General features: G+C 60.6%; 14 protein-coding genes. 4 read left to right on the top strand and 10 right to left on the bottom strand.

Annotation, left to right across the window (positions count from 1 at the left end; translation table 11 throughout):
- Positions 1–137: 137 nt before the first annotated feature.
- The 8 genes from P0Y41_RS10590 to P0Y41_RS10555 all read right to left on the bottom strand — a co-directional run bounded on the left by P0Y41_RS10590 (position 138) and on the right by P0Y41_RS10555 (position 7203).
- A complete protein-coding gene (locus tag P0Y41_RS10590; RefSeq protein ID WP_284061312.1) occupies positions 138–1820 on the bottom strand; it encodes a DUF8186 domain-containing protein in 1683 nt (560 codons plus the stop codon).
- Between the two features lie 38 nt (positions 1821–1858).
- Positions 1859–2146, bottom strand: coding sequence for a hypothetical protein (locus tag P0Y41_RS10585; RefSeq protein WP_284061311.1), 288 nt, complete (start codon positions 2144–2146; stop codon positions 1859–1861).
- Between the two features lie 474 nt (positions 2147–2620).
- Complete coding sequence (locus P0Y41_RS10580; RefSeq protein WP_284061310.1) at positions 2621–3778, bottom strand: hypothetical protein; 1158 nt, start codon at positions 3776–3778, stop codon at positions 2621–2623.
- Positions 3779–3969: 191 nt separating this feature from the next.
- On the bottom strand, positions 3970–4455 hold the full coding sequence (locus P0Y41_RS10575; protein WP_284061309.1) for a DUF8154 family protein: 486 nt from the start codon (positions 4453–4455) through the stop codon (positions 3970–3972).
- Complete coding sequence (locus tag P0Y41_RS10570) at positions 4445–5035, bottom strand: nucleotidyltransferase domain-containing protein (protein WP_284061308.1); 591 nt, start codon at positions 5033–5035, stop codon at positions 4445–4447. Before P0Y41_RS10570 ends, P0Y41_RS10575 begins: the two co-directional genes overlap by 11 nt.
- Before the next feature lie 189 nt (positions 5036–5224).
- Positions 5225–5626: a hypothetical protein gene (locus P0Y41_RS10565; protein WP_284061307.1), complete on the bottom strand. Its 402-nt coding sequence runs from the start codon at positions 5624–5626 to the stop codon at positions 5225–5227.
- 79 nt (positions 5627–5705) lie between these two features.
- Positions 5706–6650, bottom strand: coding sequence for a transcription initiation factor IIB (locus P0Y41_RS10560; protein WP_284061306.1), 945 nt, complete (start codon positions 6648–6650; stop codon positions 5706–5708).
- Between the two features lie 70 nt (positions 6651–6720).
- On the bottom strand, positions 6721–7203 hold the full coding sequence (locus tag P0Y41_RS10555) for an SWIM zinc finger family protein (protein ID WP_284061305.1): 483 nt from the start codon (positions 7201–7203) through the stop codon (positions 6721–6723).
- Positions 7204–7351: 148 nt separating this feature from the next.
- On the opposite strand from P0Y41_RS10555, the gene P0Y41_RS18135 reads away from it, so the two are divergent.
- Positions 7352–7546: a DUF8150 family protein gene (locus tag P0Y41_RS18135; RefSeq protein WP_465260676.1), complete on the top strand. Its 195-nt coding sequence runs from the start codon at positions 7352–7354 to the stop codon at positions 7544–7546.
- 142 nt (positions 7547–7688) lie between these two features.
- Here P0Y41_RS18135 and P0Y41_RS10550 read toward each other — a convergent pair whose 3' ends face one another.
- Positions 7689–8459 carry a DNA-binding protein gene (locus P0Y41_RS10550; protein WP_321170846.1) on the bottom strand — a complete coding sequence of 257 codons (771 nt, stop codon included), beginning with the start codon at positions 8457–8459 and terminating at the stop codon, positions 7689–7691.
- A gap of 1071 nt (positions 8460–9530) precedes the next feature.
- On the opposite strand from P0Y41_RS10550, the gene P0Y41_RS10545 reads away from it, so the two are divergent.
- From P0Y41_RS10545 to P0Y41_RS10535, 3 genes are all read left to right on the top strand, one after another.
- Complete coding sequence (locus P0Y41_RS10545; protein ID WP_284061303.1) at positions 9531–12620, top strand: ATP-binding protein; 3090 nt, start codon at positions 9531–9533, stop codon at positions 12618–12620.
- Between the two features lie 811 nt (positions 12621–13431).
- Positions 13432–14829, top strand: a complete 1398-nt coding sequence (locus P0Y41_RS10540) for a DUF4330 family protein (protein WP_284061302.1) — start codon at positions 13432–13434, stop codon at positions 14827–14829.
- A gap of 67 nt (positions 14830–14896) precedes the next feature.
- Positions 14897–15400 carry a hypothetical protein gene (locus P0Y41_RS10535; RefSeq protein WP_284061301.1) on the top strand — a complete coding sequence of 168 codons (504 nt, stop codon included), beginning with the start codon at positions 14897–14899 and terminating at the stop codon, positions 15398–15400.
- A 21-nt stretch (positions 15401–15421) separates the two neighbouring features.
- Here the strand turns inward: P0Y41_RS10535 and P0Y41_RS10530 are convergent, their stop codons facing one another.
- Positions 15422–15826, bottom strand: a complete 405-nt coding sequence (locus tag P0Y41_RS10530; protein ID WP_284061300.1) for a hypothetical protein — start codon at positions 15824–15826, stop codon at positions 15422–15424.
- Positions 15827–15947: the final 121 nt, after the last annotated feature.

The raw sequence follows: 15947 nt of genomic DNA, 5'->3' as shown, positions 1-15947 counted from the left end.
GACTCAAAGACGGAATCGCGCGATGGCGTCTCACTCGACGGTCCGTCGCCACCTACACAGCCCGCGACCGCTGTCGCACCAAGCGCACCAACGCCCGCGAGCACACGCCGACGTGACCACCGTTGATCACGCCGCATCTACAGCCCCCTCCATGGTGGCCACACGGCCCAGCCTGTCAACCGGTCGATGACGAACACCCCGAACAAGAGCAACGCCAGCGGTATGGCGAACTCGAAGAGCGTCCGTACCGTCTGGAGAACCACACCTCGGGGATACACCGCATCAGAGTCCCCGACGTATGCGGTCCCGCCGAACCACCACGGGCGTGGCTCATATCGGGCAGAGACCCCACCGACATCGCGATCAAGCGTCACAGTCGCCGTTCCATCGGGGCCGGTGTCGACTTCGCGGTCGGCAATGTGGATTGATTCGTTGCGTTCGCTGGTATCGATCGCTGCTCCAGAGCCAGCATCACGGAGGTCGAGTCGAACCGTGATCGTCTCGCCGGTCGTGTTCTCGATAGCGAGTGTGAGATTGCTACGGTTCATCGGTACCGATGGGAGATCCGCAGGGTCAAGGACGACGTGCTCGCGGCCAACCAGTCCACGTGCGGTGACCTGCCACGGAGCAGTCTCGTCCCCAGCGGAGCGCGTTGCGATCCCGTAGCTGGCCGTGTATGGGTCAGTGAGCACGTCGAGGTTGATGTCCTCGGGCAGCGTGGGTGGAACGACTTGCTCGCCGTAGGTCTCCACAAGCTCGATGTGTGAGCGCGGCGCCGCGGTCGGCCCCGTCTTGATCGGATACGCGTGTACCTGTAGCGGATGCACTGGCGAGTGCTCGACCGTCTCTCCCGTTCCGTCACTCCGCGTAAGCGTATCCCACGACAAGTCGCGTGCAGAGTAGAAGCGCCACACGCCGCTAACCGAGCCCTCGCCGAGCGAATAGCCGAGCCAAGGCTGGTTCTTGTAGAGGACGATGCCGATATCGCCGTTCGGATAGCGCGTTCGCGCTCCAGAAACGTCGAGTTCGTACCCAACGACATCGATGGAATCGGAGACCGTACGCGTCTCCTCAATGGTCCGAACACTCGTCGTCCACGTCGTCGTGCAGTTCGTGCTGTTGTTCACACTCCGGCAGGTTCGGTCGCCGACGCGCGTCGTCCGGATGAGTGAAATGGCGATTTCAGCTTCGAGTGTGAGCGTTCGCGGCTCGTCGGCTGCATCATCGAGATCGTACGCGAGTGTGGGTGTCCGAGTCCCGTCACCGCGGGCGACGATACTCTCGTTGACCAATAGTCGCGTTTCAGTGATCTCGTGATCGGCCAAGCGCCATGACACGCGGTACAGGCCGCTGCGATCATCACGGGGAACTGCGATGCGATAGTCCACAACGCCGAGCACGTCGCCGCGATCAGCGACATATAACGGAGCGTCACCGACTGAAAGCCGTGCACGCGTCGACGGCTGCACTGTGACCAGCGTCGCGTGTGCATCCGCGATGAATCGCCCATCAACTGGCTCTGCACGCGCAGGATACACTGATTCACTCGGACCGGTCTCCGGAAATTCGGTGAGCTCGCCCTCGTTCCACTGCTCGACTGCGGCAGGCGGCGCATCCAAGGGAATGTCCGTCCCCGCGGCAAGCAGTCGGAGTTCGGAGGGAGATTCGCCGTCACCCCTCGAGTTGGCCAGCGCTGTGAGGTTCGCGGTGTCTGTATCTCCTGACCACAGCGTCGCGTGCGTCGACTCGTTGACGCCGTGGTCAGTCTCGTTCACCGGGTGGGCGAGCGAATGCGATGTCGTCGCGACGACTGTAGCCACGACCAGCAACGCGAGGAGGACAGACCGCGTCGCCGTGGTTAGAAGCCGCAACTGGTGCCTCCGACGACCACGTTGTTGAGCAGGAACGCGATGATGGCCGTCCCGAGCGGCGCCACAAGCACCCCCCAGACGACTGCCTGATTGCGCATCTCGGTGAGTTCCTTCTTGCGGTCTGCACGCGAAACGGCGGGGAGTGCGACCGTCGCTCCCAACGCGATCACGCCGCCGATGAGCGGCCCGCCGAACTGGATGAGCGTGAAGACGTTCTTGATCGTCGCGACCATATCGGTTTCACAGAAGGCCGTCCCCGTGGTCTGTGCCTGCACCGGGGCGATAGCGACGATCGCGAACAACACGAGCGCGGTCAGTGGCCCGTGAAGGCGAATACGACGAGCGGCGATCCAGCGAACGATCGAGTAGGATATTCCTAGCATGATCTGTCGAATACCCGCAGCCAGCAGCGACAGCCGCAGTGCGTGGAGATCGACGATTCACTCGGAGGAGAACGCGCTAATAAAATTTCTCTTTAATTATTGAGTAAGAAATGGTGGCCAATTAGCTGTATCCGGTGAAAACCAGGCTATCATCCGGTGCTGTAAGAGAGATATCTATGACACATCTGAGTCGTAAATTCGCGGGGTCAGACGGCGTTCGACCACGTGCACACGCCGAGGGTTCCCAACAGATCAGAACGCTCTCGCCGACGAGAAAGGAGAATGCCAAATGAGCTACACAGAATCAGAAGAACGTACAGACCGCACAGACTATGCGGCTACTGAGGAAAGCGAATCGTGTCCAACTCAGTCGTCAGCGACTGACGCAAACCGGCTGCGAAGTTCTGCTTCTCGCTCCTCGAATCGGCGCGCGTTCGAATGGATGTCTTCGCCGACGCGTTCGAGTTGTGCGAGGGCAACCTGGCTTTCGAGATCAGTCTGCCCGTTCGTCTCCCTCGCTTCAGCCGCACGTCGTTCGAAGCTTCGTTCGACCACGTCCAGCGTCGCACTCGGGTTAAACAAGATATCGTTCGCGGTCGTGACGTAGCGGTCGAGAGCCACTCCATCACCGCCCGTGAAGAAGTGCGTGAGTGCATACGTCGCTCCCGAGTGAAGTGTCCACATATCCACATCGAGTGGGTTGCTCGCCATCGCACGGACATCGCGAACCGCGTGGTCGACGAGGTACTCGGGGAATCCAAGCAGGGCGTAGAACTCGGCGAGGTCGAACGGAACCTCGGTGAAGTCGACGGAACTGTCGCTCGCCTCGGCGATGAACGCGATGAGGTCGTTAGCAACGAGGTCCAACTGTGTGAGGATGCGCTCCCACCACTCGCGGAAGTCGCCAATCGCGCCGACGTGTCGCACTGTCTCACGATCGGTGAGCTGTCGAATCGAGTTCGCACACACGGTATCGCGTGCGAAGCCCTCGACGTAGACCGCGTGCCCGCCGAAGTAATCGTATCCAGTAGTCACACCGAGTGTAATGGGCTCACGGCGACCGGGAAGTTCGACCGAGTAGCCGTCGAAGAGGATGTCCATGTGGACTTCGCCACCGCCGCGCGATTGGCGTATCTCGCCGAACGTCACCTCCCCGAGCACTCTGTCGTCGTACTCTGTCTCATGGAGCACCTTTTCGAGCGGTCCGTACACGTCAACGGGGTTGATCACAGAGTACGCATCAGTCGGGATCGCGAATAGCGGCTCTTCGGCTTCATCGGACTGCTGCTCGGCCAATCGCCCGGGCTCGACGATCGCTGTGAACCGATCGGTCGCAACCCAGTCATCCAGGTAGGGATTTCTGTAGGCAACCTCGGTGGTGCTCGCCCGTGGAAGGCACCTGATCGCCTCAGAGAAGGTGATCGTCTCCGGATCGTGGTGGTGACGACGGTACCACTCGGGGAGGCTCGCTGGCGTTCGTGCATCGATACCCGCAAACACGGTTGTGTGTGGTGTGTTCGACATCGAGTTCTCACGAGCGCGATGTTCTGTGCGCCCGCACCCGTCAGGGGGCAACAAACAGCTCTATGCGAAAGTGAAACGCCGACCGCGACAGTACTCAACCATACCCAACACGAGAAGGACGAACCTGACCAGATCTCATCTGGAAATTCCCTCAAGCGTCAATTAACACGCTCAAGTGGTGCGTCTACTCATCAACAGAGACACTGATAGCTCGCTCGACTCTCGTCAACGAGATGAATATGAACTGCATTTGCGAGTTCCTGCATCGCTTCAGCCTGCTCTTTCGTCGCGATGCGGAGGCGGTAGTACGTTTTTGTTCGGTTCTGATTCCACAACTCCGCTAATTCGTCACCGAACGCCTCGTCATAGAGCCCGATCTCGGCACCGCGCTGGTAGAGCCGGCGATGACTACTGATGACCTGAGATGGATCCATTGCGCCATCGTGAATAAGCCGGAACTGTATCGTCCGCTCGATTGCCACGAATGAGGACTCGATGACGACCGTGTAGTAGCCATCTTCGAGTAGCAGTGAGCTAGCTGCGAGGAGCCGGCACGCCCGCCGGAGCTGTACTAACTCCGGCTCGTCGACGTCAAGCCCGTCCTCCACTGTATCTGGTGACTGTTCGAAACTGTGCTCCGCCTCTGCCAGTGCATCCAAAACGTCGCTATTCTCCATCTGTGTGGGCCCTCCGTCGGATAGTGGTCAGTTCGTCGGAACTGACAAGCGTGATTCCACCGTCGAACTGCTGATGGAGTCGATCCCCGATTCGTTTCGCGCTGTCGGTCGACTCAACCAATACCTCAAACGCATAGCGGTTTCCGTCGAACTTTGTCTCTTCAAGATCCCTTACGATTGATTGGACGGTTTGACGAGCCTGGGTCTTGTTTTCTTCAACGAAGACGATGAGATCGATATCACTCGCTCTGTCAGCCTCTCCACGCGCAACGCTGCCGAACAGAACGATTCCGACAAGTCCGGAGATCTTCGTTTGGACGCGGTCGACGAACGTTCGAACCGGCTTGTGAAACTCCGCTTGTGGAATCAAGAGCACTGGATCGGAATTCGTGAGTCGGTCACGATCGATACTCACGTACTGTTTCCGACCGTCGCGGCGGGTCTGAATCGGTCCTAGTTCTTTGAGGAGCTGAACGGCTTTCGAGACTGTTGCTTGGTTCGCCCCGACTAGCTCCCCTAGTTCGCTGACGGTGAACTCTTCGTAGGGCTCCTCAATAAGAACCGAGAGGACATCCTGCATCGCCTGGTATCGAAATACTCGGTCATCGGGAAATGGATACTCCAGCGCAATTGTAGCCGATCCATTCCTATTGGGCATAGGATTCCTATTAGGAATACATTCCTATAAATTTGTTTTTTGCTGGAAGTCGTACCAGCAGAGCTACACAGAGGTCACATCACTGCAGTGTACGATTCTCTCGCCAGACACTCAGTCGCTGCGCGTGATCTCTACAAGTCGACCATCAGTGAACTTCGCTTCAAGGCTGACATAATCGCCGTCCACGGTCCGGTGGAATTCGAATATCCCGTGATAGTCTGTATCCGACCACCCATGGTGCACCTTCTGCAGACTACCCGCGGCCCTCATAAGTGGGCTCTCGAACCCACCGGCATCTTCGTCGTAGTGTGGGCGCTCTTCCTCAGGAACGTGCTCGTAGTCGGTATCTTCCTTGAACAGACGGCCTGCGTTCGTTATTTTGTAATTCTCCATCAGCGGGTTGTGGCGAGTAATCGATTTCTTCTGCCACGTGATCTCGAATGGATCAGCACCGATGCCCGGGAACTCAATAGCAAGGCCGTCTTCGAATCGGAGTCGATCGAACGCTCCCATCGCTATTCTTCCTCATATTTGAGGTCCCGGTAGTAATCAATTTCTCCAGAAAAACACGGCCTGTTCATTGTGATCTACATTACGACTCGATCGCGCCAATCGCCGCAGCGTCATTCATCCGCGCTCGAAGCGTCACATCTGTCACGCCCGCTGCCTCCGCGACCGCTCGCTGGAGAAGCGGAACATCGTGTTCGCGAGCCGCGAGATACACACACGCGGCTGCGATCCCGGCCGGATTGCATCCGGTCCCACGCTTCACCTCGAAAACCGCTGTGGCCACGTCGGTCGCTCTCGCGCGGACCGCCGCGGGCACGTCGAACTCGCTCGCGAGGCGGGCGAGTGTCTCCATGGGTGTTGGTGGCTCTGCTTCAAGGCCCAGTTCCGTGTTGAGCACGCTGTATCGCGCGCGAATCTCCTCCGTCGAACAGTGTGAGACCGCCGCGATCGACGCAAGGGTCCGGGTGCTCGAGCCACACCGACAGCCAGCATACACACTCGCGGCTGCCATCCCCTCGATCGACCGCCCGACAATCAAGTCGTGTGTCTGGGCCTCCCGGTAGATCCGCGAGGCAAGTTCGCGCGTTGCCCGGTCGAGTTCGAGTGCACTCGTGAGCCGGGCGATCTCACTCAGAGCGGCCGCGAGATTCCGCTCGGCTTTCGACGCGAACAGCCCACGGCTATCCTCACGCCGAAGGCGCTGGAGTTGCGCACGCTTCTTCCCGGTGAGGAACGCACCATTCGCGTCCCTTCCGCGGCCGATCGTCGTCGAGAGGCCGCGGTCATGGCGCGTCTCCGTGAGTGGTGCACCCACCTGTTCTCGGCTCTGGTCACACTCAGCGAACGACCGCGGCGTCGCACCGTGATCGTAGCGATACTCGTCGATGAGTAGTCCACACGCCGTGCACGCTGTCTCGCCGCCGTCGGTTCGAAGCCCACCTTCGCATTCTGGGCAGGTCGCTGTCGGGAGCTCGCCGCCGTATTCGTCATCGTACTGCTCGTCGAAGTAGTCGATCTCTGTCGTCATCGGTAGTCACGCGAAGCACATCACGCGCCCCGCACCCGTCAGGGGGCGATAAACAGCCCACGCCACGATCCTACTCGGGGACTGTGCGGCGACCCGCATCCACACATGCCCAGCACGGGAAGCCATCGAGGCCGTCGCACTCGCAGTCTTCGGGGGTCTCCACGTCGCCACCGCCTGCAGGTGTGTCGTCCTCGTCGATCGAGTCGGTATCGACGGGCGATCTACGGGGAGTGACCGCGCCACGCTCCCCACCGTCGGCCGCAACGCGGGTCGTGCTCACGTCGCGTGCTGCAGCCAGCACGGGACTTCGAATCGCGACGGCAACCCGGTGTTTGCACGCCCCGTCGAACCGCGCATCCGCGGGGCACGTACACGCCGCTGGAATCTCCTCTGAGAGCGTCACGAGATACTCGTGATTCTCAGGATCCGCGTAACTCGCATTCCTGACGTGGATGCCGTCAGTTCGGATGGAGAACTCGAATGCTTCGTATTGTGCACGCTTGAGGACGCGCGTTGTCGGTGCTAGCTGTCTGAGTGCGTCTGCTGGAGTCATCTGTTCGATCCGAGTAGCCTCGTGAGGCCACCCGCACCCGTCAGGGGATGATAGACAGCTCTCGGTTGATGACATCCTCCTGGCCGTACACGGCGAGGTTTCCCCATCCGCGCTCGGGGTCGCTCCGGCCATCGCACCCCGCAAACTGGTGCATGGGACTCCGGTGCGTCCGACGGGGGCAAATCCGTGGGTCGAGTACATTCAGACACATCCGCCTGAGGAGTGGGGCCCTCAGCAAAACGCTGTGGTAAACGAGCAACTCCGTAGTGCACAGGAGACGGGACTGTCGGCCGAACACGAACAGCGTGTTCGTGCGTTCGCAGAAGAAAATCCTCCCGAATGATCGTACTTGCGAGTATGATATTACGAATACGAAGTGCTATCGCCAACCCGATTTGACGGTGGGCGCTCCAACGGAAGGACCCACTTCTCGAACACGGCACTGTTCCCAACGCTTTGGAGGCAAAATCGAACGCGCTCGCTCGTTAGCCGACCCACTCCACCTCGCTCCACCCCGTCAGTGACACGCTCACACGCCCATTGTACCAGTTCTTCGCGACGTGACACAGCCGCACCCGCTCGCCCACCCTGACTGGGTCGACACCGCTGCGCTTCCAGGCAGTGAACTTGATCGTCCCCGTATCATCCTCGATGAGTCCCACCTGCGCGATCGCCTGTGACGTGTGCTCGAATAGCTGCGTCACCTCGCCTTCGAGACTCACTTCCCCCGATTGAACATCTCCGACCCGCGCGATATCGACCACCCGCTCGGGCCGCGTTTGCTCGGCTTCCACAACTGCCAGTGACGCGCTCATGAGTGACCGCCCTTGCTCGACTCGCTCGGCCAACTGCCGTGCAAGCGCCGCCCGGGACGTCCCGTTCGCCAGCCCCGCCTCCAACCGTGCCGCCTCCTGATTCACAGCCGCCAACTCCTCGCGCGCCAACCGCTCTCTCGGGTCGACCGGGTCGAACCGCGGGTCGACACTCGCCGCCCGCTTATCGAACGCCGCACGCGCCGTCCGCGACGCCGTCTCCACAACGTCTTGTGTACACGCCTCACGCAGCCGTCCCTGACCACGGTCTGCCCGCTCGACCGTCCGCGCGATCTCGAACTCCCACGCCGCAATGCATTCTGCTTCTTCCAGCGTCAATCCCGCCTTCCGAGCCGCCGGGTTGTCCGTATCGATCACCGCCTGCGTCTCCATCTCGACTGTGGGCCGCAGTGCCGCTTCCCGCTCTGCCGCCTCATCGATCACCTCGAATCCGTCTTCATCAACCACCGCGTCCGCCGATTGTTCAGTGTCCTGTCCGACAGCTTCACTACCGAGTGCGTATTGACTACTCATTGGTCTACTTGACCGAAGGCGTTTCACGACGCCCACAATCCGCGCTCCACCGCGGATTTTCAACACGAACCGACTACTCTACTGAGATTCGTCTTCGCGCGCCGCTCGCGCCTTCACGCGCCCGCAGGGCGCGGGCGGCGCGCGCCGATGGAAGGGACACAACCAGCCGCGCGCGCCGAAGCGGTCGGGGCGAGCGGCCAGCAGAGCGTGGGTTGCGTGTCGCGAGCACGCGAGGGACGAGCGCGCGAAGCGACCGCAAGCCACAGCCTGCTGGCGTGCCGGGGAGGCACGAGCGACGCACGGCGCGACGACAGGAGCGCCGTGAACCCGGCCGTGAGAGGCGAGCGCGGCGTGCCGTCTGCGATGTGAACACTGGTATCTCCGATGGAGGCGTCGACGAGACAGATTGCGACAACATCCAGCCGGATGGGTTCACGATCAGCTTCAGATACGGTCGTTCGGGCTTATTACAGAAGACTCGAACCGGATGCCAGTAGTCGCCGTCTACGCCACGCAGTCATGTCAGCCCCACATTCAGACCCCGATAAGCGGAATCTCCCCGTTCCCGCAACGACAACGCGGACCTACCTGCAGATCACGCCGAGTGATGACCCGCTTTCGCCGTCACGCATTACGCAGCAGCTTCGGCGTCTTCACGCACTGTGTTCGCCTGACTCTAGCGAGCAGGGAATACTCACACGCCTCTTCAGCACTCGAGATTCAGCGACACTTGAAGTCCTCCTCGTTTCGCCCGCCGAGACGACCACCGTCTCCTACTACATCGGTATCGACGATCCCGAGGCCACCGCCTCGATCGAACACGTGCTTCGAGCAGCATTTCCGGATACGTATGAATTTCAGCGAGTCACCCGGAGCGAGACGTGGCCGACAACCTCGCTTCAGGTGGCCGAGGATGACCCACACACGACTTCAACGGCCGTCGAGTACTACGGAGCCCCTTCACGTAGACGCGACTGGCTCATGCCTCTCGGGCGCTTTGCCGACGCCTACACCGAAGAGGCGCACCGACTTCCGTTAGGGTCGGTGATCGACACACTCACCGAGACGACAGGCGCGGGGGTGTACCAGGCGCTGATCACACCTCACCCAGATCTCACGGGAGCGGTCTCGGATCGAATCGCACGCCTGCAGGCGAATCAGGATACGTTCAGGCAGCAAGTCGCGAATACGTTGCTCGGGGCACCGGACCCACAGACAGACGTCGAGGACCTCCTTCCGACAGAACGCGATCGAATCGCCGGCCTCGAAACCCGACACGCCCACAACACCTTCACACTCACCGCCCGGGCTGGCGTCACAACCGACGAGGCTGGGGGGACCCGACTCGCTCGCGAACTCGCCGACGCGTTCGAGACGCTGTCGACGCCGTTCAACGGAGTCGATGGACGGGTTCGAACAGGACGCGACGCACGCGGGGTTATTGACGACCTTGCCGCGCGCGTTTCGCCTCCGCCCGCTCACGGTGGGCGACGACGCCTCCCTGGAACTTCGAATGCGACCCGTGGGATCGTCGTCGACGAAGCCGAACTCGCGAGCTTCGCGTTCGTCGATGGCAACGCACTCACTGCCGAAGGCGGGCGGACGCTCGCACCGACACCGGGAGAGCGACACACCCTGCCTGCACCACCTGTAGCGCAGCTTGAGCGATATCACACGCCCGGCCTGCTGCTTGGCCACCCCCTCGGCGAGGATGGCACGAGCGACCCGACGCCGATCGCACTCCCACCAAGCCACCAGCCGATGCACACGCTCTGGAGTGGGCGCACCGGCCACGGGAAGACGATCGCACTCATCAACGCCATCCTCGCGAACCACGAGGCGACAGCTGGCGCGAGCATCGTTATCGACCCTAAGGGGGATGGCATGCCGACTGAACTCCTCAGGGCACACTACGCTCGCCATGGAAACCTCGACGATGTCGTCTACTTCGATTGTGCGGAGGTGCTGCCCGCGCTCTCGTTTTTCGATATCCGCGCAGAGCTTGCTGCGGGGGTTGACCGAACGACCGCAGTCGAGGATCGGGTCGACCACTACCTTGAGATCCTGATGCAGGTCATGGGCCGTGAGCGCTTCGAGCGCGCGGTCCGTGCTCCAGACATCATCCGCTATCTCGTGAAGGCGATGTTCGACCCCGTCTCCGGGTATGACGCCTACTCACATCGCCAGTTCCACTCGATGGCCCGTCAGATGCACGAGCGCCGTGCAGCACCCCCCGTTTCTGATGGCGACCTTGAACGGATGCTCGAAGGCGTCGTCTCGAATCGCGCCCAAACCTTCGATGAACTCATGGGCGGGGTCGCAAACCGTATCGAGAAGATTCCCGTCGACCGCCGTCTCGCCGCGATCTTCAATCACGTCCCCGAGGGGGATGACCCACACTTCGACCTCGCCGACTACCTCGATGAGGACGTCCTCCTCATCTTCGATACGGGTGGGCTGCGCTCGGAAGCACAGCGTGTCCTCACGCTCGTCTTGCTGTCGAATCTCTGGACGGCTCTTCGACGGCGGAAATTGGACCCGCACACAGAAACCGAGAGAGATGACCCGCTGGTGAACCTCTATCTCGAAGAGGCCGCGAGCGTCGCCGTCTCTGATCTCCTCTCGACGCTGTTGTCACAGGCGCGTAGCTTCGATTGTGCAGTCACCCTCGCGACGCAGTTCCCGGGGCAATTCGCCCAGCATGAAGCCGGGACGTACGAGGAAGTGCTCAACAACGTCTCGACGATCATCACGGGGAACGTCCCACTCGACCGCGATCTCGCCGAGCGGCTCGCAACCGAAGATCTGAACTCGAGGGCCGTCCGCGCACGGCTGCGTGCACTCAAGCGTGGACAGTGGTTCGTCTCACTCCCAGCAGGATTCGGCAAGCCCGCACCGCGACCGTTTCTCGTCGAATCCGCACCACTGCCTGCGGGACATCCAGAAAGCACACGCCCGCTCACTCCTGCAGAAGAGACGCGGTTTCAACACCTGCTGCAGGCGTGTGCTGTCGAGACGGGTGACCGGGCGGGCATCCACCTCACCACGCCCGGGGGAGTTGATCGGGATGGTGCCGAAGAAGATGATGATGCCGTCGATCCCGAGGACCTCCCGCGGATCGACTCGGCACTCCCGTATACGAACCGGTTGCCGGAGGCGGTCGAGTACGACGCCGCACTGCATGCCCTCCGCTGCCAGTCGTGTTCGAATCGATACGACCCGGATATCCGCGGGATGCAACGGGCGATCCGCTGTTGTCACAGCATGGACGCTGTCGAGAAAGACGATATCCCCATCTGCGACCTGAATGTGAAGCTCACACCCGATGAGCGAGCCGTCTCCGAGTGGGATGACCACCACCTCATGTTCCTCCAAGCGGTGTACAACGCCCAGCAGTTGCGGTATGATCCACTCGAATATGACCTGCTCTCGGATTCGATGATCCGCCTGCAGGAGTACGTCGGCATCGACTCGAGTGCGATTCATGACCTCATTGATGCGGGTCTGCTTCGCCACGATACGGATCATCCCCACCGGCTGTACACGGTGACGCCTGACGGCCGCACCGCCATCGGCGAGAGCTATCGCCAGGGTGTTGATTACGGCCACGGCGCAGGCGACCTCGAAGAGTCGAGTCAACACGTGTTCGCGATCGAACTCGCACGGCAGTACCTCATCACAGAGTACGTCGACGACCCCGAGTCGTCCGTCGCCGAGGTCATCCCCTATTACGATCTCGATGAGAACCGTCGCCTCGATATCGCCGCCGTCGATGAGGACGGCGAGATCGTCATCGCGGTCGAGGCCGAACGCGTGAATCACGACCTTCGACGAGCTGTTCCTGAGGACTTCGATAAGATGGCCGACTGCGATGTCGAGGAGGCCATCTGGGTGGTGATGACCCGCAGCGCTGGCCACGACGTCCTCGGTGCGTTGAACGACCCGCTCGATGGTGACCCCCGCGTCGAGAAGACCTACAGCCCGAATACCCCGCCGAGTCAGTTCCGGATCGACACACCGGGCCTCACCGCGGTCTTCCCGGTCGAATACCTCCGGAAGAAGCGAATGTGAACGAGCGCTCGAACACGCGTTCCCGATCGGTGGCCGTCTCCTCGATACTGTATCGGCCCTTAACGCGCGCTCTGACTGGTGCACAACGGACTCGGTATGCGTCAACGAGGGAGACCACTCACTGTTCGGCGGTACATCAGCACGAGAATCCATTCATGTCTGAACAATATCTAGAACGAGAGAACAATCGACAGCGGCGCCGAGGGAGTGTCTCGTGGGGAGAGGATGCGCCGTGGGAGTTGCACAATCGCCTCCAGCCACCGCAATCGGGTGTCTGAAGGGATTGAGTGGGCGTGTGTGAAGCGCGATTCGCGGGGGGTGGCCGATAACTGTCGTCGGCGATCGAGGGTTTCAGGGCTGTACTCCTCCAGTCTCGATGAGATGCGCGTCTGTGGTGACCGCGTGGTCGACCCTCGCAGCGCCGGGTGAGTGAGGTGTGAGACTGAAACCGCAAGACGCGACCCATGTGTGAGCGCCTTCGAGAGGAGACTGTACACTCGTTGCAGACTGCTCACTGACCGCCCAAGCAACGACGACATCGCTGTTCTCGTACGCGAGCCCCGCGCTCACACACTGCTCTGGATCTTCGTGTCGGGGTCCCCCCGGGGGCGACGACGGACTACACAGTGTGATTGCAACTGCTCAGCATGCTACTTCCCGGGGGATACAACCGATTGTGCTTGAACTGCCAGTCACGACGGTACCGGAGGGTACAATCGTACGGGAGCAGTGTGTGCGTGGGATTCGATCCGGAACCGTTTTGCTGCAGATACTACACGTACGGAGCAATGCGACTAGCGGGTGACTTCCAATGAATCTCATCGACGACGAGGGCAACCTCTTTGGCGTCATCAATGTCATCGACGCCCTCGCCGTACTCCTCGTTCTCGCCGTCGTCGCCGCGGGTGCGGCGTTCGTCCTCCAGCCCGACCCGGAACCAGAGGGATCGAATACCGCGACCAGAAACGCGACGCTTGATCTCGGGACGGTCCCTCAGTATGTCGCCGACGAGATCAATGAAGGAGACAGCTACAGCCCCGGAAGCAACCAACAGATCACGATCACCGACGTCCACTTCACTCCCCAAGAAGACCAGACGCGGGCTATCCTTCGTGTCCAGATACAGGGCGTCCAGTCAGGTGGCTTCAGCTATGACGGTGCACCAGCCCGATTAGGACGCACGCTCCAGATCGCGACGGATCTTTACCAAATTGAAGGCCAAATCCGCGCAGTCGGCTCCGGGACCGCACTCGAAACCCCCGAGACTCCTGTGGTCATCCGCGACACCCTCTCCACACAAGACGCCCGTGACCTGACTGCCGGCGATGAGATCCGGCTATCGGGCCGCACAGTCGCGACAGTCGAGACAGTCCGTGCATACCCAACCGACGATTCGGGTCAACACCAAGTCTATCTAACAGCGAACCTCAGCACGCATCGACAAAGCGGAACACTCCGATACGGTGGGAACCAACTCCGTCGCGGACAAACGGTTACGCTTCCGGGAGACGGGTACATGATCGACGGGCGCGTCCTCTCGGTCAGAACTGGTCTCGAGAGCGGGCAGTCGGAGGTGCTCATCAGCGAAGTTGTCCCGACAGATGTCGCTGACCAAATCTCTGAGGGCGACACCGCGGCCGCAGGGATGCAAGACATCGCCACCGTCGAACACGTTGCCACCTACGGAACGAACGACCCCGATCGCAAGCGCGTGTTCGTTGGGCTGTCACTGACGACAGTCACCACCGGTTCCGAACCTCAGTTCGGGTCGACCGAACTCCGGCAGGGGTCGCAGTTGACGTTCGCGACGGACGCCTACAGCCTGACTGGCGACATCGAGCGCGTGGGCGCGACGACCCAACGCGGGACACTCGCAAAACGCACAGTCACACTGAGTATGCGCGAAGTCCGACAACCGATGGCACAATCCATCGACGCCGGCTTGCGTGAGCGCTCCGACGGCGAAACGATCGCACGCGTCAACCGCGTGAGTATCGAGCCGTCGACGATCATTCTTGAGGGTGACCGTGGAACTCTTGGTGTGTACGACCACCCCACGCTCCGGGATGTGACACTCACGACGACACTGCAGGTCCGTGAGACTACCTCGGGCGTCCAGTTCAAGGGACAGACAATCCAGCAAGGCTCGACCGTCGTGTTAGATCTCGGGTCGATCACTATCCGCGCAACGGTGGTCTCGGTCAGGTGACTAGCCAACCTCACCTCGTGACGCAACTGCCCATAGCGGCCAACCTGAACAGAAATCCAGACAAGTAATGTCGAACCAGAACCCAAAATCGCCCGTGCAACGGCTGAAGAGGCGTGTCCAACACGTCGCTGTGGACTCGACGATTGGGTCGACTATCGCCAGCCTCGCCGACGCAGCACGAACATCATCGTTCTCGACCCTCAGAACGCGTATCAGCACATTTGTACAAAACTCGTGGCTGTACACCTGGTTGACGAAAGAGCCCGAACCGGAGGTGATCGTCATTGATCTTCGAGAAACGTGGACTGTCGGGCCATTCATCGCATTACTCGACTGGCTGATCGAGCGAGTGCTCCCCTACTGGCGCGGGTCGATGATCAAGCGCGGCCTCACCCACGCTGTCGTACTCGGTGAGCAGGCTGCAGAGACGCGAGCCGGGCAGCTCATCATTCGAATCCTTGAACCACCTGAACCGCCCGAGGGAGACACAAAACACTCCGACACCGGTCGCGTGGAGACACATGAGCAAACGAGTGGTACTGAAAGCGAGCACGTCGACGACGATCGCTGAAGGCATTACGCCGCCCAACTACTACTCGTCGTCAGGCGATCCATATGTCCCCGTTGGGTCCTCCAAATTTAAGACGACCAGCGACTGGTCGTCATCGTCGTCCCAGACAGGGTCATACTGCGTGGTCACATCGGGGATGAGGTCGTACGTTTCGAGAAACGCCTTCGGTGCGATCGTTCCACCCGAATCGGTCACCGAGACGGTATAGGCGGCATCATCGGCGTCCGTATCGGGAACAGGTTCGATTCCGATCCGATTCACGTCCTCGTCAAAGTATAAGACTGCACCCTCGTTGTCCTCGAAGAACTCCTCAAGTGCTGCCCGGTTCACACCGATGCTTCCCGACTTCCGGATAGAGATCATCGGGTCGGTACCTGCTGGTCGACCGCGGCCGGAACCTGCCTCGTCGAATTTTTCGAATCCCATAGACCGATTTCGACGGATATTGTGATATAACTATTGTCTATTTGTATATTGCTGAGTAGAGATGTTTCTAAGCGTTGATGGAGATAGTTCTACGCAATCTTCTAAGTTTCATATATCGACT

Source organism: Halobaculum halobium, from assembly GCF_030127145.1.
Taxonomy (GTDB): Archaea; Halobacteriota; Halobacteria; order Halobacteriales; family Haloferacaceae; genus Halobaculum; species Halobaculum halobium.
Note: the sequence above shows the minus strand (reverse complement) of the source record. Positions and strands in the feature narration are given on the sequence as shown.